The 24,247-nt window shown below is 57.8% G+C and carries 20 protein-coding genes and 2 pseudogenes; 15 read left to right on the top strand and 7 right to left on the bottom strand.

All coding sequences use genetic code 11. The annotated features are described in order from the left end of the window. Window positions 1–115 precede the first annotated feature (115 nt). From QBL02_RS02470 to QBL02_RS02480, 3 genes are read right to left on the bottom strand one after another with little or no spacing between them, the layout of a single operon-like run. On the bottom strand, window positions 116–1,651 hold the full coding sequence (locus QBL02_RS02470; protein WP_282724765.1) for a leucyl aminopeptidase: 1,536 nt from the start codon (window positions 1,649–1,651) through the stop codon (window positions 116–118). A gap of 52 nt (window positions 1,652–1,703) precedes the next feature. Then, entirely contained in the window at window positions 1,704–3,095 is a 1,392-nt protein-coding gene (locus tag QBL02_RS02475; RefSeq protein ID WP_282724766.1) for an FtsX-like permease family protein, read from the bottom strand. Continuing rightward, window positions 3,092–3,856: an ABC transporter ATP-binding protein gene (locus QBL02_RS02480; RefSeq protein ID WP_282724767.1), complete on the bottom strand. Its 765-nt coding sequence runs from the start codon at window positions 3,854–3,856 to the stop codon at window positions 3,092–3,094. The genes QBL02_RS02475 and QBL02_RS02480 overlap by 4 nt, the downstream gene beginning before the upstream one ends. Before the next feature lie 186 nt (window positions 3,857–4,042). Here QBL02_RS02480 and QBL02_RS02485 point away from each other — a divergent pair, with 186 nt between their 5' ends. Beyond that, window positions 4,043–5,095: an LLM class flavin-dependent oxidoreductase gene (locus tag QBL02_RS02485; RefSeq protein ID WP_282724769.1), complete on the top strand. Its 1,053-nt coding sequence runs from the start codon at window positions 4,043–4,045 to the stop codon at window positions 5,093–5,095. 3 nt (window positions 5,096–5,098) lie between these two features. On the opposite strand, the gene QBL02_RS02490 is transcribed toward QBL02_RS02485, so the two are convergent. After that, the gene (locus tag QBL02_RS02490; RefSeq protein WP_282724770.1) at window positions 5,099–5,623 is read right to left on the bottom strand and encodes a hypothetical protein; all 525 of its coding nucleotides are present in this window, start codon (window positions 5,621–5,623) and stop codon (window positions 5,099–5,101) included. A 79-nt stretch (window positions 5,624–5,702) separates the two neighbouring features. Here QBL02_RS02490 and QBL02_RS02495 point away from each other — a divergent pair. Beyond that, window positions 5,703–5,822 (top strand): annotated as a pseudogene (locus tag QBL02_RS02495) (alkane 1-monooxygenase); the annotation flags it as partial. 60 nt (window positions 5,823–5,882) lie between these two features. On the opposite strand, the gene QBL02_RS02500 reads toward QBL02_RS02495, so the two are convergent. Genes QBL02_RS02500 through dcm form a run of 3 tightly spaced genes read right to left on the bottom strand, consistent with a single transcriptional unit; the run spans window position 5,883 to window position 9,002 of the window. Then, window positions 5,883–6,170, bottom strand: a complete 288-nt coding sequence (locus tag QBL02_RS02500; RefSeq protein WP_282724771.1) for a hypothetical protein — start codon at window positions 6,168–6,170, stop codon at window positions 5,883–5,885. Then, entirely contained in the window at window positions 6,167–7,678 is a 1,512-nt protein-coding gene (locus tag QBL02_RS02505) for a hypothetical protein (RefSeq protein WP_282724772.1), read from the bottom strand. The genes QBL02_RS02500 and QBL02_RS02505 overlap by 4 nt, the downstream gene beginning before the upstream one ends. Beyond that, window positions 7,665–9,002, bottom strand: a complete 1,338-nt coding sequence (gene dcm, locus QBL02_RS02510; protein WP_282724773.1) for a DNA (cytosine-5-)-methyltransferase — start codon at window positions 9,000–9,002, stop codon at window positions 7,665–7,667. Before dcm ends, QBL02_RS02505 begins: the two co-directional genes overlap by 14 nt. A 255-nt stretch (window positions 9,003–9,257) precedes the next feature. Here dcm and QBL02_RS02515 point away from each other — a divergent pair. The 13 genes and pseudogenes from QBL02_RS02515 to QBL02_RS02575 all read left to right on the top strand — a co-directional run. Further along, window positions 9,258–9,392 (top strand): annotated as a pseudogene (locus tag QBL02_RS02515) (alkane 1-monooxygenase); the annotation flags it as partial. Window positions 9,393–9,496: 104 nt separating this feature from the next. After that, on the top strand, window positions 9,497–10,348 hold the full coding sequence (locus QBL02_RS02520; protein WP_282724774.1) for an alpha/beta hydrolase: 852 nt from the start codon (window positions 9,497–9,499) through the stop codon (window positions 10,346–10,348). A gap of 51 nt (window positions 10,349–10,399) precedes the next feature. After that, entirely contained in the window at window positions 10,400–10,708 is a 309-nt protein-coding gene (locus QBL02_RS02525; RefSeq protein ID WP_282724775.1) for a hypothetical protein, read from the top strand. A gap of 27 nt (window positions 10,709–10,735) precedes the next feature. Continuing rightward, window positions 10,736–10,966: a hypothetical protein gene (locus tag QBL02_RS02530; RefSeq protein ID WP_282724776.1), complete on the top strand. Its 231-nt coding sequence runs from the start codon at window positions 10,736–10,738 to the stop codon at window positions 10,964–10,966. Then, on the top strand, window positions 10,963–12,042 hold the full coding sequence (locus QBL02_RS02535; RefSeq protein WP_282724777.1) for an FAD-dependent oxidoreductase: 1,080 nt from the start codon (window positions 10,963–10,965) through the stop codon (window positions 12,040–12,042). The genes QBL02_RS02530 and QBL02_RS02535 overlap by 4 nt, the downstream gene beginning before the upstream one ends. 226 nt (window positions 12,043–12,268) lie before the next feature. Further along, a complete protein-coding gene (locus QBL02_RS02540; RefSeq protein ID WP_282724778.1) occupies window positions 12,269–17,092 on the top strand; it encodes a lamin tail domain-containing protein in 4,824 nt (1,607 codons plus the stop codon). Between the two features lie 100 nt (window positions 17,093–17,192). Beyond that, window positions 17,193–17,630: a DUF4440 domain-containing protein gene (locus QBL02_RS02545; protein ID WP_282724779.1), complete on the top strand. Its 438-nt coding sequence runs from the start codon at window positions 17,193–17,195 to the stop codon at window positions 17,628–17,630. Between the two features lie 4 nt (window positions 17,631–17,634). Then, on the top strand, window positions 17,635–18,108 hold the full coding sequence (locus QBL02_RS02550) for a MepB family protein (RefSeq protein WP_282724780.1): 474 nt from the start codon (window positions 17,635–17,637) through the stop codon (window positions 18,106–18,108). Window positions 18,109–18,142: 34 nt separating this feature from the next. Then, window positions 18,143–19,078, top strand: coding sequence for a tetratricopeptide repeat protein (locus tag QBL02_RS02555; protein ID WP_282724781.1), 936 nt, complete (start codon window positions 18,143–18,145; stop codon window positions 19,076–19,078). A 162-nt stretch (window positions 19,079–19,240) separates the two neighbouring features. Continuing rightward, window positions 19,241–19,966 carry a VIT1/CCC1 transporter family protein gene (locus QBL02_RS02560; protein ID WP_282724782.1) on the top strand — a complete coding sequence of 242 codons (726 nt, stop codon included), beginning with the start codon at window positions 19,241–19,243 and terminating at the stop codon, window positions 19,964–19,966. A gap of 46 nt (window positions 19,967–20,012) precedes the next feature. Next, entirely contained in the window at window positions 20,013–20,351 is a 339-nt protein-coding gene (locus tag QBL02_RS02565) for an MGMT family protein (RefSeq protein ID WP_282724783.1), read from the top strand. A gap of 62 nt (window positions 20,352–20,413) precedes the next feature. Then, complete coding sequence (locus QBL02_RS02570; protein WP_282724784.1) at window positions 20,414–21,154, top strand: LysR family transcriptional regulator substrate-binding protein; 741 nt, start codon at window positions 20,414–20,416, stop codon at window positions 21,152–21,154. 173 nt (window positions 21,155–21,327) lie between these two features. Further along, window positions 21,328–23,901: a hypothetical protein gene (locus QBL02_RS02575; protein ID WP_282724785.1), complete on the top strand. Its 2,574-nt coding sequence runs from the start codon at window positions 21,328–21,330 to the stop codon at window positions 23,899–23,901. The last annotated feature ends 346 nt before the right edge of the window (window positions 23,902–24,247 follow it).

Consider the following 24,247-nt stretch of genomic DNA (forward strand, 5'->3'; position numbering starts at 1 on the left):
CCAGGCTCGTCGCCACCAGCCATCTCTTCGCAAAATGGACACGGTGTGGCAACCAAAAAACGCGCACCCCTGCCCGATCTGGGCGAAGGATGCGCGTTTTCTGAGTTACCGAGAACTAGTTCTTTTCGGGAGCTTCGAACGCGGTTGCGAACTCTGCGAGCAGACGGGCGCCAAAACCGGTTGAACCGGTTGAGCGCCACAGGTCGTCACCCTCTGCCTGCATGGTGCCTGCGATGTCCAGGTGGCCCCAAGGGGTACCGTCGACGAACTCGTTCAAGAAGAGGGCAGCGAGGATCACTCCGCCGTACTGGCCGCCAATGTTTGAGAGGTCTGCGACGTCGCTCTTCAGCTGCTCACGGTAGCGGTGATCGAGCGGCATCCGCCAGGTGTTCTCGTCGGTGCTATCTGCGGCTGCCTGCAGCTGCTCAGCGATCGAGTCGTTATTTGCGAGCATCGCCGCGGTGCGGGTGCCGAGGGCCATCATTGCCGCGCCGGTCAGGGTGGCGATGTCGACGATTGCGTCTGGGCGGTGTGCTTCTTCGGTGGCGAGCACGAGGCCGTCGGCGAGCACGAGGCGACCTTCAGCGTCGGTGTTCTTCACCTCGACGGTGGTGCCTCCGCGAATGGTGAGCACGTCGCCGAGCTTCGTCGCGCTACCCGACGGCATGTTGTCTGTGCACATGAGCCAGCCGGTGACGATGCTGGTTGCGCCGAGTTCGCGCAGCGAGGTCATCGCCGAGAACACTGCGCCAGCGCCCATCATGTCGAGCTTCATTGCGGCGTGCATCGCGTTCGAAGGCTTCAGGCTGATGCCGCCCGAGTCGTACATGATGCCCTTGCCGACGAGCGCGAGGTGCGCGGTCTCATCGCTTGCACCCTCAGGGGTGTAGCGAAGCTTGATCATGCGTGGCTCTTCGGTGCTGCCAGCGTTGACGCCGAGCAGACCACCGCAACCGAGTGCGATCAGCTGCTGACGGTCGAAGACCTCAACCTCAAGGCCAAACTGTGGGCCAAACTTCTGCGCGATCTCAGCGAACTTCACTGCGCTCAGGTGGCGTGGCGGAGTGTTGCCGAGGTCACGCGAGAGGCTAGCGGTGCGGGCAAGAATCAGGCCACGCTCAACACCGACCTCAGCGGCTTCAGCGAGGTCTGCTGCCTCATCAGTAAGCACCAGGGTGAGGCGCTCAAGCTGCACGGTCTTTGGGTCGCTCTTAAGCGCGTCAAAACGATAGCGGGCGAGCAGTGCGCCCTCGGTAGCGGCCTGCGCGGCTGCTTCCACCGAGATAGCGTCGTCGCCGACGACGAGCGCGCTGAGGTCAACCGCGAGAGTCGAGATTTCGCGGGCGGCACGGGTGAACGCGGCAACAGCGTCACGAAGCTGAGCTTCGGTGCCGATGCCCTTGCCGCTGCCAACGAGCACGCGGAGGGGCGATCCTGGAAGCACAAGCGTCTGGCCAGCTTTGCCGAGGAAGCCCGCAGCTGCGAGCGAATCGCGGTCAAACGATGCTGCAAGTTCTGCTGGCAGTTCGCCCTCTGCAGATACAAAAAGCGCTACTGCGCCGGCGTTCTCGACGTCAGCATTTACTGACACCGAGACCTGTCGGTCGAGTGACGGCACTGGGTTAAAGTCAGGGTTAATCACAACGGTCATGCCATTAACCCTAGCCCTGGAAGCTGCGCGAACACAGCTTCCAGGGATTCAGTTAGTCGACGGCGAGAGCGGCAACAGGCGATACGCGGATCGCCCTGCGTGCGGGCGCGACGGCCGCGCCGAGCGCGAGCAGCACGCCCAGCACGGCGACCGATGCGAGCACGGGCCACGGCACGACCGGAGCCATCAGGCCCACCTGTGAGCCGACGAGTGATTGCGCGGCCAGCCAGCCGTAGAAGGTGCCAAGGAGCAGCCCGAACCCAAGCGCTGCAAAGGTCATCTGCACGCTTTCAGCCATGACCATCGCTCGCACCTGGCTACCGGTGAAGCCGAGCGCGCGCAGCAGGCCAAGTTCGCGGGTACGCTGCAGCACTCCCAGCGAGAGCGTGTTCACCATGCCGACCGCAGCGATCACTGCGGAGAAACCAACCAGCCCAGAGAAGATCGCTGTTGTGATTGCGAGTGTGCCCGAGAGCTCGGCTGCCATTTCGGCGTCGTGCGCAAAAGCTACGAGAGCCATTCGTTCGTAGGTCGCGAGCGCGACAGCAAACATTGTGACGAGGGTGACACCGATCACGAGACCGATGGTCGCTCTTGCGCTGCGTTCGGGGAAGCGCACAGCGTTCGCGGCAGCAAGCCTGCCGGTCGGACCGTTGCCGAGCGCGCGGCCCGCGAGCCGCAAGAGCGGTGGCATCACCAGGTGCGCGCCGAGGGCGAGGCCGGTGAATGAGAACAGTCCGCCAAAGAACGAGATAAGGAGCGCGAGTGGGGTCATCAGGCCAAGCACGATTCCGAGTGCCATCAGCGCAATACCGATCAGCATCAGCAGGATCGCCCACACAGTGCGGCCGCCACGCTGGCTTGCCTGTTCTGCTGTCATTTCAACGGCGGCCCCGGTTGCTTCGATCGGCGAGACTTTGGCGACTCGGCGAGAGCCGGACCACGCTGCGATCCAGGTGGTCAATGCCACGATCACGACCGCGACGATGGCCAGCGGGCTAAAAACTGGGTAGCTGTCGCGCGGTGGCAACCAGCCGAGCGTCGGCCCGAGTGTTGCCATAAATACAATCAGCGCTTCGGCGAGCGCGAAGCCGATGAGTGCGCCGATGAGCCCCGTCACAAGACCTTCAGCGGCGACACGGGAGCGCACCTTCGCTGAGGTTGCGCCGATCAATCTGTAGAGCGCGATGGTTCTGGTGCGTCCGGCGATAATCGTCGAGAAGGTATTCGCTGTCACAATCGAGCCAACGTAGAGCGCGATCAGAATAAAGATGAGGGCGACTAGCATCAGCACCATCCAAAAGGTGCCTTTTTCTTCGACGAGAGCTGGATCCATCGCGGTCACCATAATGTCGACCCCGAGGATCAGCGCGACCGCAAAAAGTGAGCTCAGTGCGGCTACGACAATCGTGGCTGCGTGTTCGCGTAGTTGTTCGCGTTTCATGCCTGCACACTCTCCAGGTTCAGCATGGTTTCTGAGATGGCGGATGCGCTCATTGCGGAGCGGTCGGCGACAATTTTCCCGTCACCGATGAACACGATCCTGTCGGCATGGCTCGCAGCGATTGGGTCGTGGGTGACCATTGCGATGCTCTGGCCTGCGTTGTCGACAGCGTCGCGCAGAAGGCCAAGAACTTCACGACCGGTGCGTGAATCGAGCGCGCCGGTGGGTTCGTCGGCAAAGATGATGTCTGGGCTGGTGGCAAGTGCCCGGGCAATTGCGACTCGCTGCTGTTGACCGCCCGAGAGCTCGTGCGGTCGATGTTTTTGACGCCCGTCTAGGCCGAGTCTCGCGATCAATGAGTCGATACGCGCTTGATCAGCGACGGTAGGACCGTTGCCGCCGAGTTCGAAGGGCAGTCGAAGGTTGCCCATTACGTCAAGTGTTGGCACGAGGTTGAAGGCTTGAAAGACAAAGCCGATCCGGCGTCTGCGCAGTCTGGTCAGTTCGGCGTCACCAAGTCTTGTGATTTCGTCTTGGCCGAGCCAAACGCGGCCTTCGCTCGGGCTATCGAGACCAGCGAGCACGTGCATCAGTGTCGATTTTCCTGAACCTGATGGGCCCATGATTGCGGTGAACTCGCCCTGTTTCAGGCTGAGTGAGATGTCGTCGAGCGCGGTGACTCGGTGCGCTCCATTGCCGTAGTAGCGGCTCAGGTTTTCAACGCGGGCAACGGTTTTGGGCAGTTGTGAATGCTCATCCATGTTTCAAAACTAGATTTTGACGGGTGGCTGGCGAATCGCCCGTTGGTACCGAGGACATCATCCTTCGGTACCGAGAGACAGGGATCAGGGTCTCTTTGCGCGCTGCGGTTGGCGTGCAAAGAGACCCAGCGATCCAGCGCAAATAATTCCGGGAATACTTGCAAACGCATACATGTTGTACCCGACATGAGAGCATTCGGGTTCCTTTCCTTCGGACACTACGCAAACGTGCGCGGCAGCAGAACGCGCACTGCAGCAGACATGCTGCACCAGACCATCGACCTGGCACAGGCAGCAGATGAAATTGGCGTGAACGGCGCCTACGTTCGCGTGCACCACTTCGCGAAGCAGGCAGCCGCACCAATTCCGCTGCTTACGGCGATGGCGGCAAAGACCCAGCGCATCGAGGTCGGCACCGGCGTCATCGACATGCGCTACGAAAACCCGCTATACCTTGCCGAAGAAGCAGCAACCCTCGACCTGATTTCAAGCAGGCGCATCGCGCTCGGCATTAGCCGCGGTTCACCCGAAACTGCACTTCGTGGCTACGAAGCATTTGGCTACACCGGATCAGAAGATCCCCGTGGCGCCGATATCGCGCGCGACAAGTTCGAACTTTTCTTGCAGGCCATCGACGGCGAAAAGGTCGTCGAGGGCGACCCCCAGATGGTCGGCCCCGGGCAGCGTCTCGCAATCGAGCCAATTGCGCCCGGCCTACGCGACCGAATTTGGTGGGGCGCTGGATCGCGCGAAAGCGCCGAGCAGGTCGGCCGCCAGGGGCTCAACCTCATGAGTTCCACGCTACTCACCGAAGCAACCGGTCAGCCATTCCACGAGTTGCAGCGCGAGCAGATCGAGCGCTTCCGCGCAGCTTACAAGGCAGCCGGGCACACTGGCACACCCCGCGTAAGTGTGAGTCGCAGCGTGTTCCCGATTGTGAGCGAAGAAGACGAAATGTACTTCGGCATGCGCTCGCGTGAGAATAACGACCAGGTCGGCGTGATCGACGGCATGCGCAGCACCTTCGGCAAAACCTACGCCGACACCCCAGATCGCCTCGTCGAGCAACTCCTCGCCGACGAAGCCGTAATGGCCGCAGACACACTCATGCTCACCATTCCGAACCAGCTGGGTGTTGAATACAACGCCCACGTGATGGAATCGTTCGCTAAGCACGTAGCTCCGGCTCTGGGATGGAAGCCTAACTGGGAAGGCCCAGTGCAAGGAGACGCGATCTAAGCGCTACGGTGAGTGTGACGACGACACTTCGCCGCACTCACCATCCTCCGAATACCACACGTCAACGATGTCACGAGGCGAGATAGCTGCGCACAGCACGCCATAAAGCATTGCGCACATTGTGGCAAACATTGCCAGGCTCACGTTTGCGTTCGCGCCGCTCTCAATCGCCTGGGTCATTCCCCAGGAACTGAACAGGACAGCTGTGAGGGTGGCCGCGACTGAGCCAAGCGCTCCTCTCTGCCAGCGTCTGTTGTACTTCCAGCTGTCCCGCGTTCCTAGCACGCCTATACCTGCGCAAAGGATCGCCGCAACGAGCGCTAGCGCTGAAAGGATCCAACCTGGATCGCTTCGAAGCATTTCTCTATCCTGCGAAAAGAACACGTCGAAGTCAGTCGACCATGCACGTGGGTTGGCTGAGAGAAAGGTCGCAACAGCCACAAGCGGCAAGAGCATGAGCACCAGGCTGAGGTATTCCCTGAAACGCGTTGCACGCTGTGGAGCATCTGAAATATCAAGGGAATACATCAATACACCTTCGTGGGAAACAGGCCAGGCTGAACTCATCGTTGCAGAGTTCGGGAAGTCTTTGCAATGTCATCCACAGCCGAACCAGCTGGGTGTTGAATACAACGCCCACGTGATGGAATCGTTCGCGAAGCATGTCGCGCCCGCGCTCGGCTGGAAGCCAAACACCGAGGGACCGGTGCAGGGCGACGTGATCTAGGGAGGAGTAAAAACCCCTCACAAGATTCCTCAGATACACAGAGGTATTGAATTACTAGTCCTATAGAAACGGGTATGCGTAGAGTGCGCGGCCTTGTCGCAGAATCGCTCGAACGACTTCGTCGTTACCTTGAATCACACGCAATACCCGGATGGGACCCGGGTCCGGATGGCTGGCCAGCTCAGCCCAGTCTCCGTCAAAAATGTTTGCGAGGAATCTTTGCGGATTCGATCGTATTTTTACTAGAGCCACGGTCTCGGAAGACTGCATTTCAAGCTCCACAGGCTTGAAAGTCCCGTCTTCACAGAACTGGTTAATAATCTGCTGCAGTGCATTCAACGCAGTCATGGAGCCACCTCAATTACGCCAAGCTCAACCCAACGAGATTCCAGCACTGCGGGGTCAAATTCTCCAGGTGGCGCCCCAAAGCTTGGGCCAAACCCTGGAAGAAAGATTGACCCCTGCGGAGCAGGGTCTGTGAATCTCCTAGATACAGATATTGCTGAATCCAGCATGAAATATTGAGTGACCACATCATGTTTTCCAGGCGCAACGCCCCATCTAGCGTTTGGCGCAGATTCGATCCATCCAGCAATTTGAGCCCGAGCGACCGCGTCGTCAGCCTGGCCTGAATCCATTTTTCCGGAGAGTATTTCCATCAGCGCCGCGTTAGTATCAGCTCCCTCTTTGATAAGCACCGCAATTTCAAGCGGGGATATAACCCCAGCTTGTTGCAGCAGCCTACGGAGGCGGATGGGTATTGAGCGCAACTGCACAAATCCAGCTGTATCTTCAGCAAACAATAGGTGTCTTAGATCCTTGCGGAGCGAAGAACAATAGCCGGCCCCGTCAACCAATTCAACGAAGAGGGCGTTAGGGAACAGGGCAACGGCTCCCCGCCTAGCAGTCCCGGCTTGGTCCACGTTCTTGTGCGACACAGAGCCAGAATCACCCGCATAAAACTGGGACTGGACAAAAACCCGAGTTGAGACATCTGGGAGCTGATAGGGAATTACGAAATCAAACCCTCGAGTCTTTGCTTTTTCCCCTTGGCTATCGACAAGCGCTCGTTCCGGCTGGTGCGGGCGAACAGTCGAGTCCCCGTTTTCCTGAAGCCAATCAGCAAGTTGCGCCGCAACCACGTCTGAGTTGTTGAACCACTCAGGAAAACTAAGCCCCCATTCGACCAAGTAGTCGCGCATAATCGCTTCCGGACCATGTCCTCCGGACGCTGCAACTGACCCTCGAACCTGGAACGCCACCAGCGGAGCCAACAATAGCGTGGCGTCATTTGAGTCAACCGATTTGGCGCTCCGATATGACCTCAGCAAAACTTCCAATTGACGTTGATCTGTCGGGTCAGATAGCAAGAAGCTCGCGTAGGACTTTGCGAGCGTTAACGCCTCGCTCTTATCGCATGACCAAAGCGCCACAATATTCGACGCAACTTTTGCTTGCTTCAGCTCATGGGGCACAGGGCCCCACTGCACAGCCCGGCGCTTGACTAAGGGGTATGATTCGCCTTCATTTCGCCGTCGCCAAATAGGATACTGACACTTCGCAGCGTTATCTGACTGAGCGGTCACCAAGGAAAGTGTAGCGAACACCGCTTCGACTTCTTCAACCGAGGAAGTCGTGCCCGCCCGCAAAAATCGTTCTATCGCTGAAGCGATCACGTCCTCGATATCTTCACCTGTTTCGAGGGAAGTACTCAGAGCGTCAACAACCCGATCTAAGCCAACCAGCTGCGAAACAAACTTCTCAGTGTCTCTGATTCTTTCAAGAGCAGGTGTCACCCACTGGTCAAATTCAGCTACGACTTCATCGTTAGTTAGATCAACCTCATTTAGCCACACTTTGCGAATTATACCGGTCGCTCGCTTCTAGGCCTTGTAGTAGCGTTCGCGCTGATTCCGCGACTTTTTTGGCCAGCCGTGGCGGGACTGCGTTCCCGATCAACCGATATGCGTCAAGGGCCTCGACACCGGCTGAAAGAAACTGGAAGGAATCCGGAAATGACTGGAGCCTAGCTACTTCACGGATCGAAAACGGTCGAGGCTCCACCGGATGGGCCATAAATCTCGCATTGTGAAAACTAGTAAGAACAGTCGGGGACGGGCTATCGAGAGCTGGTCGCCTAAAAATTCCTGATGCAAACTTTGCACCCGAGATATCCCACTTTTCATCAATGCACTTGAGATATCGCCTGTCAGAAAGCGACCGCAGCTCTGCATCTGAAATGCAAACGCCAGCCAACGTTTCGATCACTTCTCGAGCCAATGGGTTTCCGTTTGGTATATCACCGAATTTACGATGGCGGCGATTTCGGGCAATCGTCTCCAAAATGAGCCGCTCTTTGGCCGAAGTCACTCCAAACACATCTGGGATATCCCATGTACGGACGCTAGCTTTGTCGTGCCTTACGTTGCATAGCTTCTGCTCAGGCCCGATCCTGGACAGAATTGCCTTGACTTTAGGGGATACGACTCCATCAAGAACATGGTCTGGTTTGTCCTGCGCCCCAACAAGGGCATCTCTCAAGGTCTGAGGTGGCTTTAGGTCTTCTTGACTAGCCCACGAAGGGTATTCTTCTACAAGATTCCTTTCGCCATTTCTGAGCACCGGCCTATACTCGGCCACCGGCCAAATGAAGCGTGAATCGTTCGCAAGGTCTTCACGGATTCCGACGATAATTATTCGCCTGCGGTGCTGTGGCACCCCAAACCAAGATGCGTCGAGGATCTTCCACTCAACTTTATAACCCGATTGCTCGCAGTCCTGAACAATCTGGCTCAACATTTCGCCGTTGAAGTTTTGTGACAAGCCATCAACATTTTCAGCGATGAAAATTGGGGGTCTTAGCTTCTCCAAGGCCTGAATCATTGCGAGGTACAGCGTGTTTCGCACGTCATCGATTCGCTTCGGACCGGCTTTCGAGAACCCCTGGCAAGGAAATCCCCCAAGTAGTACATCACAATGCCCGACCTCGTTCAGACTCTGGTAATAGTCTTCCGAGGTTACATCGACCGTCTTAGCCCTATGGCCAAAATTCAAGTTGTAAGCGAGTACGGCGGCAGGGTCAGAGTCTATGGCAAGTGAGACATCAAACCCGCTGTCAACAAATCCCAAGTCCAGTCCGCCGACGCCGCTAAACAGGCTTACAATTTTTGGTTTGATCATTGCCTCATTCTAAATTCGAGGTACGACATTCAACGCCGTTTCGCCTGCAGCACCCGCACGGACATGCAGCAGGCAATTGTATCAACGCGAATTGGGGCGCACGATCACAGGCAACTGCTGTCCTTAGAGCCACAGTCGAGGACACCGTCCCCAACCAAACATGGGCTCGCTTCTCGCGTCCCGTTAGTCAAGCCCCTCCTGGAGAGTCAAACGATGGGGTCTCTTCTGGGTCACTATCGATCGGCACGTTCAAATCTAATTCATGCGATCCCCAACCGACAGGGCGTTTCGTACAACGCCCACGTGATGGAATCGTTCGCGAAGCATGTCGCGCCCGCGCTCGGCTGGAAGCCAAACACCGAGGGGCCGGTGCAGGGCGACGCGATCTAGATCGCTGACCAAAACTGGCGGTGGGCTGCGCTAGGCGCTGCCCACCGCTAACAGAAGCAAGCCTCACTCAGCTGATCTCACTCACACTCTTGTACGATTTTTCTATGCTGTGCCAACGAGAACTCCAAACGGTTACGACTGACGGGCGAGTACTCGCTGGCCGAAGCTTCGGCCCAGCCGACGGCCAGCCGATCCTCTTTGTCGCGGGCGCAGCCACCGGCAAATCGATGCTTTTCGGTGACGACCTGCTCGAAGCAATGAAGCTGCGCATCATCACGATGGATCGGCCAGGCCTTGGCGATTCAACGCCTGATCCCGCGCGAACCCTTGAATCAACCGCTGCCGACTACCGATCGTTTGTCGCGGCAGCTCTCGGCGAGAAAGCTGCACCGATCCCGGTAGTCGCAAATTCGCAGGGCGCTGTGTTCGCGCTCAAGCTTGCGAGCATGGGCGGCACGGCGAGCCTCACTCTGGTTTCTCCGGCCGACGAGCTCGCGCATCCGGCAATCCACGCCATGCTGCCCCCAGAAGCTACGATGCTCGCGGACCTCGCGCAATCAGCTCCCGAAGAAGCGGCCGCGATTCTCGGGGGATTTTCGGCGCAGGCAATGGAAGAAATGGTCATCTCAGGCTCAAATGCTGATGACGCGAGTTTCTACCAGGCCGAACCATTTCTTTCGCTCTATCGTCGCGGCCTGGCCGAGGGTTTCATGAACGATGGATCGGGTTACGTGACAGACACCCTGATCGCGATGCGCTCATGGCAGCTAGATTTTGATGCAATCTCCTGCCCGGCGCAGGTGCTCTTCGGCGCTGGTGACCTCAGTCACTCACCGGATCACGGCGAGACCCTCACCTCACGAATCCCGGGCGCTTCAAGAACCGTGTTCTCCGATGCTGGCGGAGCTCTGCTGTGGACCCACGCAAAGAAGATCCTCGAGCTGGCGAGCGCGTAGGGTCCACTGCACCGTTCGACCGCGCCAGGCTCTCCCGCTACGCTCAGAAGCATGATCTTTGACCGGGTGCTCTCCCCTGAGGAAAGCGTACTGGTGCTGCCCGAGCTACAGGCCTTGCAACGCACTTCGCCCTTTCATGCTCGCGTGATTGTTCAGTCGACCTCGGGTATCGAACAGTCGCATGTCGAGGTAGATCGGGCGAACGGTGAGTGGTTCGCGATAGACGAGTCGGGCTACGTCGATGAGTTTCGAGACGCGACAGCCTTTCACGGCGGCGAGCCTGTCGAACACGAGACGACGATGTTCAGCGAGCGACCCTCATCGCTCGACCCGTTCTTCCCTGAAGGATTGCTTTGGTAGGGAACACACGATCACGGCCTGCGCCCCATGCTTGCGGAGCGCGTTGGATCGCACTCACTACTGCTCACCTTTGAGCACGGCAGCGATCCCGCGATGCGAGGGACCATGGTTTTTGACTATGAGCTGGGTCTTTTCACTCGAGTGCTGTACCCTTTCAGCCCCCAGATCCTGGTGCTCGATGTAGAAGTTGGCAAGAAGCTGGAACGCTTTGTGCCGGATTCTTTCCCTGAACTTGAAGTGGTGTATCCGAGCTATTGAAAACCATCATTGTTATCGGCGCAGGCATTGTTGGCGCTAGCATCGCGCATCACCTCTCTCGCGCCGGGCACACAGTCACGGTGATTGAGCAGGGCGAAGCCGGTTCGCAGGTAACCGCTTCGTCGTTCGCTTGGCTTGGCCTCGCAAAAAGCTCGGCCAGCGCTCAGCAGGGCGACCTTCGCGGCAGCGCACTGAAAGAATGGGACCGCCTACGCGCTGAACTTTCGGAGCACTCAGACGCCCCCGAGTGCTTTGAATATCGGCAATTTGGTGCGATCTCGTGGGAAGAATCTGAGGATGAGACCCGAGAATTTGTTGCTGATCACTTGGCCGCTGGTCACAGTATGCAGTTGCTGAATTCAGTCGAAACTCTCGCGCTTGAACCGAATCTCAAGGCCGCTCCCGCAGCCGTGGCCCGCGCTACAAACGATGCTGGCGTCGATCCCGTTGCACTCACCCGCGCACTACTTGATAGCGCCAAAGGCAATGGCGCAACCTTGCTGATGCATACAAAAGTCACCGAGCTACTGTGCGTAGAAGGCCGGGTGAGCGGGGCGCAAACCTCTGCTGGCGATATTCACGCCGAAAGTGTCATTCTTGCTGCGGGAACTGCTTCGGCCGACCTCGCCGCTTCGGTTGGGGCAGCGGTGGATCTGGTGCCGGCACCGTGCTGTCTGATTCGTTTCAGCACGGAGGCTCCGCTGTTGAACGGCATTCTCTCGACACCAGCAGTTGAGGTGCGGCAGCTCAACGACACCACGTTGTTGGCCGCCGAAGATGTGCCGGCAGGGTTTTCCGGCGATCCAACGCTGCTGGTACCTGATGTGCTCGACGCCATTCACGAGACTTTTGTCGACACAAAAAGCGTACGCCTTGAACGCGCGACCGTTGTGGATCGCCCGATGCCTCGAAACGGTGAGCCGATCGTTGGCCCGGCGGCAGGCACGCCTGGGCTCTACCTCGCTGTCGCACACCCGGCCATCATTCTTGCTGCGGCGATCGGTGCACGGGTCACGGCAGACCACGCACCCAGCAACGGCAACGGCAACGGCAACGGCAACGGCAACGGCAACTAATGATGGGCTGAGCGTGGTGACGCTCGCGAGAGCAACGACGTGAAATGCCATGTTTTCCTGGGAACGGCACCGAGCACTCGCCCAAGATACGGTTTTTCAAGCAGCTGTTCACTGAGCCGCAGCTGCAAAGTCAACAAGGATTCATTTGGGGCAACCTCTGGGCTAACTGAGACTCCCACAATTGTCTGCGGCCATCCTTCCGCAGACGAACAGGTTTTCTCTTTCAATGAGCCCTCTCCCCCTTTCCCGCCTTGGAGCCGGCGCGGTTGCAGTCGCATTTGTCAGCGCCGCAATTTGCTCCGGTGTCACATTCACAATGCCATCCTCAGCATTCGCCGAAGACACCGCGAACAGCAACTCCACCGCACCGCCCAACAGCGAAGTAGAACCAAGCACGCCAGAAACTGAGCTCCCAGGCACAACCGACCCAGGCACAACAGAGCCGGGCACAACCGAGCCGGGCACTGGCGAAGAATCACCCGCCGAGACCGGCGAAGAACCGGTTCCTGATGATCCAACGCCCCCTATCGCCCCACCAGAGGAAGCACCGACCACTGGCACCTCAGGAAACGCTGGCGCGCACTGGCCGCTAGTCATTACCGAGATCAACGGCGACAATGTTGGCGCCGATAATTACGAGTATCTTGAGGTCACCAACACGACCGATCAGCCGATCGACCTTGATGCAGCAGGAATTCAACTTCGCTACCACACGAGCCAGTGGAACACAGGCACCGTACAGCCTCTGATTCACCTTGACGGAGAGAACGATGCTCCGACAGTTATCCCGGCGGGCGGGATTGCCGTGTTCTGGATGAACTACGCGCCAGGCGATAGCCGACAATCACTCACGAAAGACGAATTCCGTGCCTTCTATGGCGTTTCCGAAGACGTGCAAGTGTTCCGTTTTGGGCCGCAAGCAGGTTTCGCAAACGGCGGAGACCGCGGTTTTAGCGTCACTGATGCTTCCGGAAAGACGCTCACCCGAGCCTGGGTTCCCGCAGATGATGGAAACTCCAAAACCCATTGGAACGCGCAATTTGCGGTGCCAAACGAACTCGACAGTGTTGACTCACGCCTCACCGAATACGACATCACCGGTGCGACCGCGAGCCCCACTCCCGGCAGCATCACCATCGAACAGGTGACCAGTCTGCTCACCAAACCAACAAATCCGTCACTTGGAGCTCCCGTGCTCCAGATCACCGAGGTGGCCCCCGACACGGCGAACGTTTCGGGCTCAGATGCCTTCGAATTCATCGAGATCTACAATGCTTCGAACGCACCGGTGAATTTCGGAGACTACGTACTGAATTACCTCACGACCGACAACGACCTAACAAACCCAACCACAAACTCGTCGACGCTCTGGCCAGCCGGTCCCGGCGAACCGGTCATTCAACCGGGCAACACCCTGGTGCTCTGGGTACAAAACCCGGCTGTGCTTGCGGCCGGATATGACACAGATCGCTTCAACTCAGAGTTCGGCAGCGAGCTTGTGTTGGGCGAAAATTTGCTCGTGATCAAGTCAGCAGGTATGTCTAACGGTGGATCGCGCGGCCTCCAGCTCATGACAAAGTCGGGGCACGACGTGAGTCGCGCATACTATTTCAACGATGCGCAAACCACACCGACTACCGCGATTCAGTACGCCTGGAATCCGGCAACAAGCACTCCGATGTGGAGCCCAGCAGATCCGGCGGGCAGCACCCAGACCATGCTCGGGCTTGAAACCCCCAGCCCTGGCGCTGTCAGCACCGGTCAGATCCCAGACGCATTTGTGCAATTTCCAGAGGCAGGCGCAGCACCTGAAATCACGGACCGCACGGTAACCCCTGGCGTTCCAGTAGCGCAGGATCTTGCGCTAGATTTTTTGATCAGCGATGACTCTCTGGTGCGCCGGGTCACTCTTGAAGTGACCGACAACCTCGGTCACTCAGAAACTCGGAACCTTGCCTTTGGCGCGGCCGATGAATACCGTCACACGATTCCCCAGGTCGACCTCTTTGGCAAGCAGTGGATTGAATACACAGTTACTGCCAGTGACGGTCACCAGAGCAGCACGCTTGGCCCAGTGCGGGTTGCGTTGACCGACGGCGAGCTCGATCCGGTGCGTCTGAATGTTAACGATGGACAGTATGTGAGCGGCCAGACGCCACTCGTCGCAACCTCTGCAGACAATGTGGCTGGCCTCTCTCTCAGCGTCGATGGCACTGCGGTGAGCGATGGAGTTCGCTCGCTTGAGCGCGCACCAAAGTTCGCGATTGAGGCGACCGCCACTGATGCGTTCTTCCGCAACGGCATTAAGCACGGTGACAATGTGCTTCGAATCTTTGACGAGGGCTACTACGACAAAATCGTCACGGTCGACGCCGAGGTGCCGATGAGCGAGGTGATCCCCGGCGAAGCGCTGACCATTGGCGTGTACTCAGGCACCAAAGCTTGGCCGCAACCAGATGTGAACGAAAATAATGATGATTTCTCGTTCATGAATCCGAGGCTCGCGCTGCCCGATGGCCGTGTGCTACTGCCAAGCTCATGCGAGGGTGCCGGAGAAGTGAAACCGCTTCGCGCTATTGACTGCCCAAGCGATTCGGCTGAACGCATCAACCTCACCGACAACGATCTGGTGTACTACCTTGCGACGTTCACGATTCCGGAAGACGCGTTCAACTCGACCGCAAAGGTCTGGGACTCGATGGCAGTCGCAGATGGCCCACACCAAGTAACCGCAAGCGTTGGCAGCGAGAGTGTCACCCGCACCGTACTCGTCGACAACACCGCGCCTGTGATTTCGAGCCCGATCGAAGACAACACGCAGTACCGAGGTGACTTTACGATCGATGCGTCGGCCACTGACTCGGGATCCGGTCTCGACACAGTCAAGGCAACGCTCGACGGTGACCCCATTTCGATTCCTTTTGATACCTCGTCGCTCACGCTCTCGCCAGACACCCATTCGCTCGCGATTACGGCAACTGACGTTGCCGGCAACGTCGCAACCAAAACGATTGAGTTCACCACGCCTAACGAGAAACCGACGACCACACTGACCAGCCCAGAGCACGGCGCGAAGATTTCTGGCAGTTCAGTGAAGCTCGAGGGCGTACCCGTTTCAAACGTTGATGACCTCCTCGACGTATGTTTCGTAGAGGGGTACAGCTACGACCCGCAGAGCAGCCAGGTCACTTCGGCAACCGGTGCAATCGCGCACGCTGGATCGACCAATCGCAGCGACGCTACCGCGCTGAGCGCAGAGCAACTGGCGAGGCTCACCAGCGTTGACGGCCTGAGCGTGTCAGAAACGTCAGACTCCGCGTTGCCGTACCAGCTCTTCACCGTGGAGGCACCCGAGGGTTCGCAAAAGGGTGCAGATGCTCGGGTACAGTGGAGCGGATCGGCGAATTCTAACGCGAAGGTGCTGCTCTATGTGCAAACCGACAAGGGCGCCTGGCAGGAAGTTGACCGCTATGTGACCACCGGCGGCGCACCAACCGAGTTCACTCTCGAAGCGCAAGTTCCGGTTGCTGGGCACGTCAGCGATGGCAAGTTGACCTTCCTGGTGCAGCATTCTGAGGGCTGGGCAGGCGCAGACCTCAGCAATCGCGATTCTGCGGTGACCCCGTTCAACGCAGATGCGACTCCTCGTGATTCTTACGACTTCACGCTCGCTTGGGAGTCGGACACGCAGTACTACAACAAGAACGAGGGCAAGCCGGCCGGCACTGGTGGCTCAGATACGTGGTACCAGCACCAAGTGAACATTCACGATTTTGTGCTCAAAGAGCGTGAGAATCTGAACATTCAGTACATGACGCACACTGGCGACATCGTCGACAATTTCGATCAATCTTTCCAGTGGGACAACGCTGATGCGGCATACCAGAAGCTCGATGATGCTGGTCTGCCATACGGCGTGCTTGCAGGCAACCATGATGTCGGGCATTTTGACGGTGACTACACCAATTACGGGAATTACTTCGGCGAAGAGCGCTTTTCTGGGAACCCCTGGTACGGCGGCTCGTACAAGGACAATCGTGGTCATTACGATCTGGTGAGCGCAGGTGGCATTGACCTGCTGATGCTCTACATGGGCTGGCCAGATCCAAACAATGACGCCTCCAACTCGGAAGATATTGCCTGGATGAACTCGGTTATTCAGCAGTACCCCGAGCGCAAGGTCATGATTAACCTGCACGAGTTCATGCTCACTACCGGTGGCCTCGGCCCGATTCCGCAGCGAATCTATGACGAGGTCGTAGCGCCAAACGCGAACGTTGTTTCGGTCGCATCTGGCCATTACCACGACGCGTATACCCGCCAAGACGAGTTTGATGACGATGGTGATGGCTTGGCCGATCGCACCGTGTATTCAATGCTCTTTGACTACCAGGGACTTGCCGAGGGCGGCCAGGGCTTCTTGCGCCTGCTGCACTTCGACAATGAAAATGGCAAGATTATCGTTCGCACGTACTCACCGTCTCGCGATCTTTTCAACTCTGAAGAGCCATCGTTGAACAGCCCTCCCGGAATGCAGGAGTTCGAGATTCCCTATGCGGCTGGAAACCTCGTTTCTGCAGCAAAAACTCTCTCAACTGACGCTTTCAAGGCAGACATTCTCACTGGCAAGACCATTGCGTGCGCCGAAGACGTACGCAGCGGCGAGACCGCGAGTGTGACCTGGAACAAGGTGAAGCCCGGCGAGCACAGCTGGTATGCGCGCACTACCGGACCCTACGGGGGCGTCGAGTATTCCGAGGTTCGCACCTTCACGGTCACCGACAATGGCGGATCAGAGGGTGGCGACGGGAGCGACGGAGGCTCTAACGGTGGCTCTAACGGGGGCTCTAACGGGGGCTCTAACGGGAGCTCAAACGGTGGAGCAAACGGTGCAGCAGACGGTGGCACCGGTTCAACCGGTGGATCGAACGGTCTTGACCCAATCGCAAATACCGGCTCGGATACACCGTGGCTCGTCATTGCCGGAGCGGTGCTCGCCGCCGTCGCCGGTGTAGCGTCAATGCTTGCGGCCAGGGCACGACGCCACTGATCAAATAGCTCGGTGATCGGCCACAGCTGAGGGGGCAGAGAGGTTTTCTCTCTGCCCCCTCGCCTGTAACAGGGCAGAATTGTGTTCAGGAGGCCAAACCATGACCCAGAATGATTCGGTCAGTCGACTCGATGAAACCGAAAGAAATTCCCCCACTGAATACCCCGAAAATGAAGCCTTGATTCAGCTTGCTTGGCGAGGCGAAGAAGCATTGCTCTCACCGCAGGTTCGTGGAGATGCGGCCCGTGTTGAAGCTTTGCTTGCTCCTGACTTCACCGAAATCGGGCAGTCTGGTGTGCATTGGTCCCGTCGCTCAGTGGTTGAGGCTCTTGTCGCGGAACCTCCAGCACCTCCTTCGATGATCATGAGGGAACGTGCTGCTCGCGAGATTGCACCCGATGTAGTGCTGGTGAGTTATCGACTGAGCTTTGCTGGGAAGCAGAGTCTGCGTTCAGCTCTTTGGCGTCGTGTGGGTGAGACTGTGCAGTGCTTTTTTCACCAGGGCACGCCAATTGCTTTCACCGAGACAGGCGCCTGATCTCATGGCAACTACCGCATTCACTGCGATTGAGCGGTATCGAGCATTGAGTGTAGACCGCGTTAATCTCGGATCGCTTGCCCCTGAGACGCAGAATAGTGATTACGAGTCAGCACAGCTCGAAATCAATTCACAGCTTTGGCACATTCGCACCGCACGAATCACACCAAACAAGCCCGGTGCATTTTTAGCATTCTGGCGGCGAGCGCTCGACGGCACTACTGAACCGTTTTCGGGCGATGACGAGTGTGTTGGGCTCAAGGTGTTCGTCTCAGAGGGTGACCGTTTCGGTGTCTTTAGTTTTACTCGCGAGCACCTTTTATCGCTTCGTGTAGTCAGCGCTCCTGGCATACCCGGCAAACGCGGTTTTCGTGTCTATCCATCTTGGTGCGAGGCCCTAAATCCGCAAGCATCGCGTACACAGCGGGCACAGGCAATTGCGTTTGCTGAGCTGATAGCGCCAACTTCTGTCGTCTGAAAGTTGCTTCACTTCAGGATGTAGTCTGAACTGTATGGCCGCGAATTGGGATGAACGCGTTGATCGTTTCTGGCAGACCGCCAGCAGCGAGCAGCCAGAGCTCGCGCTAGAGACAATGCGCGCGCTCGTTGCCGAACGTGACGCTGACGACCCAGCAGCCCTCTATGAGTGGGCTTCCGTACATGATTTTCTTGGCCGAGAGGCCGAAGCGATCCCCCTGTATCGGGCCGCCCTCGATCACGGGCTCAGCGGGCCTCGACGTCCGCAGGCCATCATCCAGTTGGCAAGTTCGCTTCGAAACGTGGGCAACGCAGGGGCCGCGGTGGATCTGCTCAGCGGTCAGAGCGCCGACGAAATCACGGGCGATGCGGCGCAGGCATTTCTCGCCCTTGCTTTGCATGATGCGGGCGATTCAACGGCCGCCCTGCGCACGGCACTGCTTGCGCTCGCTCCAACGCTGCCTCTCTATTCGAGGGCTGTTGCAGAGTATGCAAATTCACTTCGCACGAAAGATCACAAGATGAACACCCCACTTTCAATTCGCGAGCCTCACGGCGTCGAGGAGTATCCGCGACTCGTAGAGATTTGGCGCAGTGCAGTTCGCGCTACCCACAACTTTCTTTCGGAATCAGATTTTCTTGAGATTGAGAGCCACCTGGTCCCCGCGTACTTCCCCGCAGTGAGTTTGCTGCTTGCGGAACGGGATGGTGTCGTGGTCGGTTTCGCGGGCGTGGCAGATCACAACCTCGAAATGCTGTTTGTCGACGATGCGGAACGCGGTGGTGGCGTTGGATCGGCTCTCTTGCGTGCGGCGATAGAGAGATTTGATGTGCAGCGGGTTGACGTGAATGAGCAGAATCCGGGCGCGCATGGTTTTTACCTCAGCAAGGGATTCACAGAGATTGGGCGAAGCGAAGTTGATGGAGACGGCAAGCCGTATCCGATCTTGCATTTGCAACTCAAGAAGTGATTTCAGGGCCCCGGGCCCCACGCCCATTGGAACGTCTCCCCGTGGCCTTTTGCCGGTCAACACTCTTAAATATGTTCGGCATGACGTAGTCAAGTTTCGCGCCATTCCAAGCATCACAAGCGGGTTCTCACGCACTGAGTTTGCTTGCTAACGTTGCCCCTCGTGAGTGAAATAAACATTGCGAACCCGCACGAGTACGACCACACCCATTCTTCGTCAGCCGGTTCGGGTTGGCTGCGGGCATCGGTCTTCGGCGCAATGGACGGACTTGTCTCAAACGTGGGTCTGATCGCAGGTATCGCCGCTGCGGGTGCTGCACCGGGTATCGTCGCGATCACCGGTATTTCTGGTCTCATCGCCGGAGCAATTTCGATGGCACTCGGCGAGTACACTTCGGTCAGAACTCAGAATGAGCAGCTTGAGGTCGAGGTACAGACCGAGCGCGATGCGCTCTCGCGAAACCCCGTCGGTGAAGAAGCGGAACTGTCAGTCATGTTCCAATCACTGGGCATGCACGAAGATACCGCCCGCGATGCAGCCTCGCAGGTGCATGCGAACTCGGAGCAGGCACTCAAGGTGCATCTTGCCCATGAGCTTGGGCTTCGGCCTGACGAGCGCCCCTCCCCAATGGTGGCCGCCGTTTCGTCGTTTATTGCCTTCAGTATCGGCGCAATTATCCCGGTGATTCCTTTCCTTTTCGCGTTCGGCAACCTGATCTGGGGACTCGTTTTCGGCGGCGTTGGTCTGTTGATCGCTGGATTCGTCGCCGCAAAGTTCACCGACCGCAACCCATTCGCAGGCGCTGGCAGGCAGCTCCTATTTGGTGGTATTGCCGTCGCCGCCACTTACATCATCGGCAAACTTCTTGGCGTTTCAGCCCTCGGATAACCGCGTTCTTGGCTTCAGCTAGTTCTACTAGCCGTAGGCTTGAGGTATGCCAAGCCCAGAATTCGTCGATGCAGTACTCGACGTCGTGCGGCGCATTCCCGCTGGTCGTGTAATGACCTACGGAGATATCGCCTACGCTCTCGGGTCGAACGCGCCTCGCGCCGTCGGGCGCGTTCTCGCCTTGTATGGGCACGCTGTCAGCTGGTGGCGAGTTGTTCCAGCAAGCGGATTGCCTCCCCAGGGGCACGCCCGCGAGGCACTCCCCCACTACATTGATGAAGCCACTCCGTTGCGTCACCTCGAAGCAACTGACGACTACCGCATTGCACTTTCGTCAGCACGGCTTGGCTACGACCATGAAATCTACTCGGAAGTAGCGCCGTGAACCGTCGAGCCCCAAAACGCCATGCCCCCCGCGGCGGTGCCCCTCGATCTGGCAAGCGTCCCATGCTGCCGGGAACCAAACAGGCCCAAGCGCAGAAGCAGGCCGCCAAAAAACTAGCGGCGAAGAAACAACAAGCAGCAGCCGAAGCTGCTGCTGCCGCCGCCGCCGAAGTTTTGCCCACCATTCACCTTGGTTTCGTGCGCGGGGTTGCACCAAGCAAGTGGGCAGAGCGTTGGGCACGCGCGGTTCCCGAGCAGGCGCTCGAACTAGTGCCAGTAGATCTGCACGAGGTAGCCGATGCCCGTGAGTCCCTGGATCTTCTGCTCGAGCGAGTAGAGCACGGTGCAACGCCAGAAGGAAGCAACGACCTGATTCGCTCGCGTCATGCGATGCATCTTTACGAAGAAAAAGTCGCGCTTGTGGTGCCTTCCGACCATGAACTCGCGAAGCAAGAATCCGTCACCCTTGATGAAGTCGCACTCGTAACGTTGATTGACCACCCTGACCATTTCAGAGAGTGGCCCAACGCCCAGGAGTGGAAAGATCCCTCGTGGATGCCAAAGAACGCCAAAGCGACACTAGAGCTTGTAGCCACAGGTCTTGGTGGCGCATTGATGTCGCAACCACTCGCCAGACATTTAGCCAGCAAACGAGTGCACGCGGTTATCCCTGTCGCCAGCGGCAATACCTCCCTTCTGCCAGGTACCGAAATCTGGGCAAGCTGGCGCGTTGAACGTGACGGAAACGACCTGCAGCGTCTCGTGGGAGTGCTTCGGGGTCGAACCTCACGAAGCAGCCGCTGATCATTTCCTTCTGGCCTCACTCCTTGTGAAGCGAGTAACCTCACCTTCTCAGTGTGCTCGCCCAAAGCAAAGAAGTTTTACTCCATAATCACGACTGCGCGCACGCCTCTGTCTATTAAGTGAGCCTCCGTTTGCTCCGGAAGCTCTTCTATTAGATTGAGGAGAACTCATTGGTGACCCAACACAAGTTGCAGCGCCGCGGCGAAGAACGACAGCAGAAGTGGCGCTATGTCGTCGCGATGACGCTCAGCGCCGTTCTGATGGGACTAGGCGTGTTCGCGACTTCGCTTTTCTCTACCCCACCTAAAACCGCGCACGCACTCGAGAACTTGCACGGCCCCGGAATTAACTGGGGCAACGGAATCCACATCCACGGCGCTGGCGCATTTATTGTGGATGGCACATACGCCTACTGCGCCGAGATTTGGGTCAGATCGGGCACAGCAACTCCAGACTTTGTCGGGGCGAGCTCCATCCCAGCAGCAAGTTCAGACGGCGTCTCAGTAGCGTCCACTGTTGGGGCGCCACTGCGCGAAATATCCTTTGTGTTAGCCCGATACGGGCAAACCACAAACAACATTCAGGCTGCTGCGGTCGCGCTTGCGGTGTGGGAAATTCGCGGGGCACAGGGGCGAGGCAATGCAGCCTACGAAGCTGAACTCGTCCGCGTGCGCGCGTCCGTTGGCTCAGAAGTAGTCGCCCTCACACAGCAGTTTCGGGCAGAGGCTGCGAATTGGGTCGCCTCAGTTCAAGCCTCGCCGAGCTCCGAAAGCACTCCTGGGATCACGCTTGACCCAAGCTCCCCGTACCGCGGAACCGTGAAAGTACCACTGGGTACCAGATCCCTACGAATACAAAACGGAAAGTTCTTGGATGGATCAACATCTCACGAGTGGCCCGCAAGCGGCGCGCCGCTAGGCACTTCTCTCAGCTGGGTGGGGGTACCGCCGAGTGACAGCTGGGGCAAGTTTTACCGAGTGAGCTTTACCGGCGACTACCTTGAGGTGCCAACGTCTATCTTGTGGGCTGATGGGCAGGGGTCACAGTCGTCAATTTCCCTCACTGAGCCCAAGGTCAAGCCCCTCCGGGAGACCGCGCTAGACGCCGACACCACCTGGCATCCCGAAGTCTCCAGCTTGGTAGGCAGCAAATATGTGAGCGTCGGTACACCACACAGCGACGACGTGGTGTTTTCATCAGCATCAGCATCAAACGGGTTGAGTGGGGATTGGCGTTGGCGAATCTCAGAAACGGGGACGCGCGAGTGGATGCCAGTGACAGCCAGCGTTACCGCATACGGCCCATACCTGAGCGACCCGGCGCTCAACCCCTCTTTCGAGGCTCCTGTCGGCGCACCTATTGCCGCAAGAGGTTCACTCACGACTGAACCGACTCGTGATCAAAGTGTTCCGCAGCGATACAGCTTCAAGTTTGATCAGCCCATTTTGGAACAGGGCTACTACACCTACAAATGGAACATTGACGGCAGTGAGCAGCTTTTGAAAACCAATGAGCTCAGTGGCTGCTCAAAGTCCAACGAGAACGCGCTGTGTAGCGCCCTCCCGAAAAACTACTTCTTCAGCGATGGCTTCGGCACTGCCGGAGAAACCCAAATTGGAAAATCTGTGCCTGCATTCAGCACCGAAATCTCGACAACTATTACTGAACTCAACGGCACGCTGACGGATCGTATCGATGTCCCAAAAATGCAAAACTGGCTCAGAGATAGCACTGGCTCGCGAATTCCACTCACCCTTACGGGAACCGCGTATCTAGTACCAGGACCCGAACTTGCTCAATCAGTGGACGTGCCAGACTCAGCTGTTGCACTCACAACGGTTCAGGTCACCACCAACCCAGAACTCAATGAGCAAAGCCTCTATTCACCTGCGATCAGCATTCCCATCGGCACTCCCCGAGAATTCGAGTATGTTTCCCTGCGCTGGTGTGTGATCGATGAAGACCAGTTACCTGAAGCCCGCGGACTGTGGGAAGAAGTCTGCGATGACTTCGGCCTGGCGAGCGAGTCGGCTCGAATCATCCATCCAGAGGTACGCAGTGTGGCTTCAAATGAGGCAGCACCCGGAACTGCCATCGCTGACAAGGCGATCGTAAATGGATCAGTGCCCGCAAACGCTGCTCTCGTCTTCGAACTCTTCAAAAAACCAGAGCTGGCTGGTCTCCAACCGTTGTTGGCTTCAGAACGAGCAGCCGATTCTTTGAGCGGATCTGAATTCGCCCTTGCCCAGAGCCAACCAGTGTGCACTCTTGAAAACCGGGTATTCGTATCAACGACTATTCCGGTGCAACCCGGTCTCGCCCAAAATGCGAGTTATCACTCTGAAGAGGTGAGCGTCGGCGACCCTGGGACCTACTGGTGGGTAGAGTCGCTGATCCACCGAGACCCTGACACCGGCGAAGAGACCATTCTGCACCTTGGCGAGTGCGGCCTACCAAACGAGACCACAAGTGTGGCGTTCGAAGTGCCCGGCCCGCCTCCGGCGCTCGCGAAAACTGGTTCAGCTGCCCCATTGCCGTCAACGTTTTGGGCGACGGGAATGGTTGCTTGTGGTCTGCTTATCTGCGGCGTTGTCCGAATGACGCATGCCCGAAAAGAGGCGCGAGCGAGCACAAAGAAGCAAGAACACACAGACTGTGAAGAGGGCACGGGCCGGCATCTAGGCAGCAAGCCGACCCAAAGCAAGAGACTGCGTTTCTTCCCTGCGCATCACTTGGCGAAAATGTAGCAGGGCACGAATATGCGTCGGGGAGCCCGCGGGTCGAAAATCTGGGTCTAGCAGAAGAGCAGCAAAGAGCGAGGTTTCCTTTCTTCGCGGCCTCCCTCCCCACGTAACATTCGCAATAGCTGAAATTTGCCCGCTCGTGAACTCTGGAAACTGCGCCTGCATCGCGGACCGGTCTTCGGTCTCATAGGAGAGCCGCTGCGGCGGATTTCTCGCAAGCCAGAACAGTAGACAACGAAGCGCTACCTGCTGCACACCCGGAGCATACGCAAGAAGCATTTGGGCTGAACGGGCCACCACTTCTTCGAGCTCCGTGAGCTGATCATGGGGTTCAGGTCGAGGCAGGACC

The sequence above is a fragment of the Leucobacter sp. UT-8R-CII-1-4 genome (assembly GCF_030010235.1).
Taxonomy (GTDB): Bacteria; Actinomycetota; Actinomycetes; order Actinomycetales; family Microbacteriaceae; genus Leucobacter.

What these genes read in the sequence shown, in the direction of transcription:
- QBL02_RS02470 (WP_282724765.1), bottom strand. Translation starts at nt 1,651, where the DNA reads ATGACCGTTGTGATTAACCCTGACTTTAACCCAGTGCCGTCACTCGAC.
- QBL02_RS02475 (WP_282724766.1), bottom strand. Translation starts at nt 3,095, where the DNA reads ATGAAACGCGAACAACTACGCGAACACGCAGCCACGATTGTCGTAGCC.
- QBL02_RS02480 (WP_282724767.1), bottom strand. Translation starts at nt 3,856, where the DNA reads ATGGATGAGCATTCACAACTGCCCAAAACCGTTGCCCGCGTTGAAAAC.
- QBL02_RS02485 (WP_282724769.1), top strand. Translation starts at nt 4,043, where the DNA reads ATGAGAGCATTCGGGTTCCTTTCCTTCGGACACTACGCAAACGTGCGC.
- QBL02_RS02490 (WP_282724770.1), bottom strand. Translation starts at nt 5,623, where the DNA reads ATGTATTCCCTTGATATTTCAGATGCTCCACAGCGTGCAACGCGTTTC.
- QBL02_RS02500 (WP_282724771.1), bottom strand. Translation starts at nt 6,170, where the DNA reads ATGACTGCGTTGAATGCACTGCAGCAGATTATTAACCAGTTCTGTGAA.
- dcm (WP_282724773.1), bottom strand. Translation starts at nt 9,002, where the DNA reads ATGATCAAACCAAAAATTGTAAGCCTGTTTAGCGGCGTCGGCGGACTG.
- QBL02_RS02520 (WP_282724774.1), top strand. Translation starts at nt 9,497, where the DNA reads ATGCTGTGCCAACGAGAACTCCAAACGGTTACGACTGACGGGCGAGTA.
- QBL02_RS02525 (WP_282724775.1), top strand. Translation starts at nt 10,400, where the DNA reads ATGATCTTTGACCGGGTGCTCTCCCCTGAGGAAAGCGTACTGGTGCTG.
- QBL02_RS02530 (WP_282724776.1), top strand. Translation starts at nt 10,736, where the DNA reads ATGCTTGCGGAGCGCGTTGGATCGCACTCACTACTGCTCACCTTTGAG.
- QBL02_RS02540 (WP_282724778.1), top strand. Translation starts at nt 12,269, where the DNA reads ATGAGCCCTCTCCCCCTTTCCCGCCTTGGAGCCGGCGCGGTTGCAGTC.
- QBL02_RS02545 (WP_282724779.1), top strand. Translation starts at nt 17,193, where the DNA reads ATGACCCAGAATGATTCGGTCAGTCGACTCGATGAAACCGAAAGAAAT.
- QBL02_RS02550 (WP_282724780.1), top strand. Translation starts at nt 17,635, where the DNA reads ATGGCAACTACCGCATTCACTGCGATTGAGCGGTATCGAGCATTGAGT.
- QBL02_RS02555 (WP_282724781.1), top strand. Translation starts at nt 18,143, where the DNA reads ATGGCCGCGAATTGGGATGAACGCGTTGATCGTTTCTGGCAGACCGCC.
- QBL02_RS02565 (WP_282724783.1), top strand. Translation starts at nt 20,013, where the DNA reads ATGCCAAGCCCAGAATTCGTCGATGCAGTACTCGACGTCGTGCGGCGC.
- QBL02_RS02570 (WP_282724784.1), top strand. Translation starts at nt 20,414, where the DNA reads ATGCTGCCGGGAACCAAACAGGCCCAAGCGCAGAAGCAGGCCGCCAAA.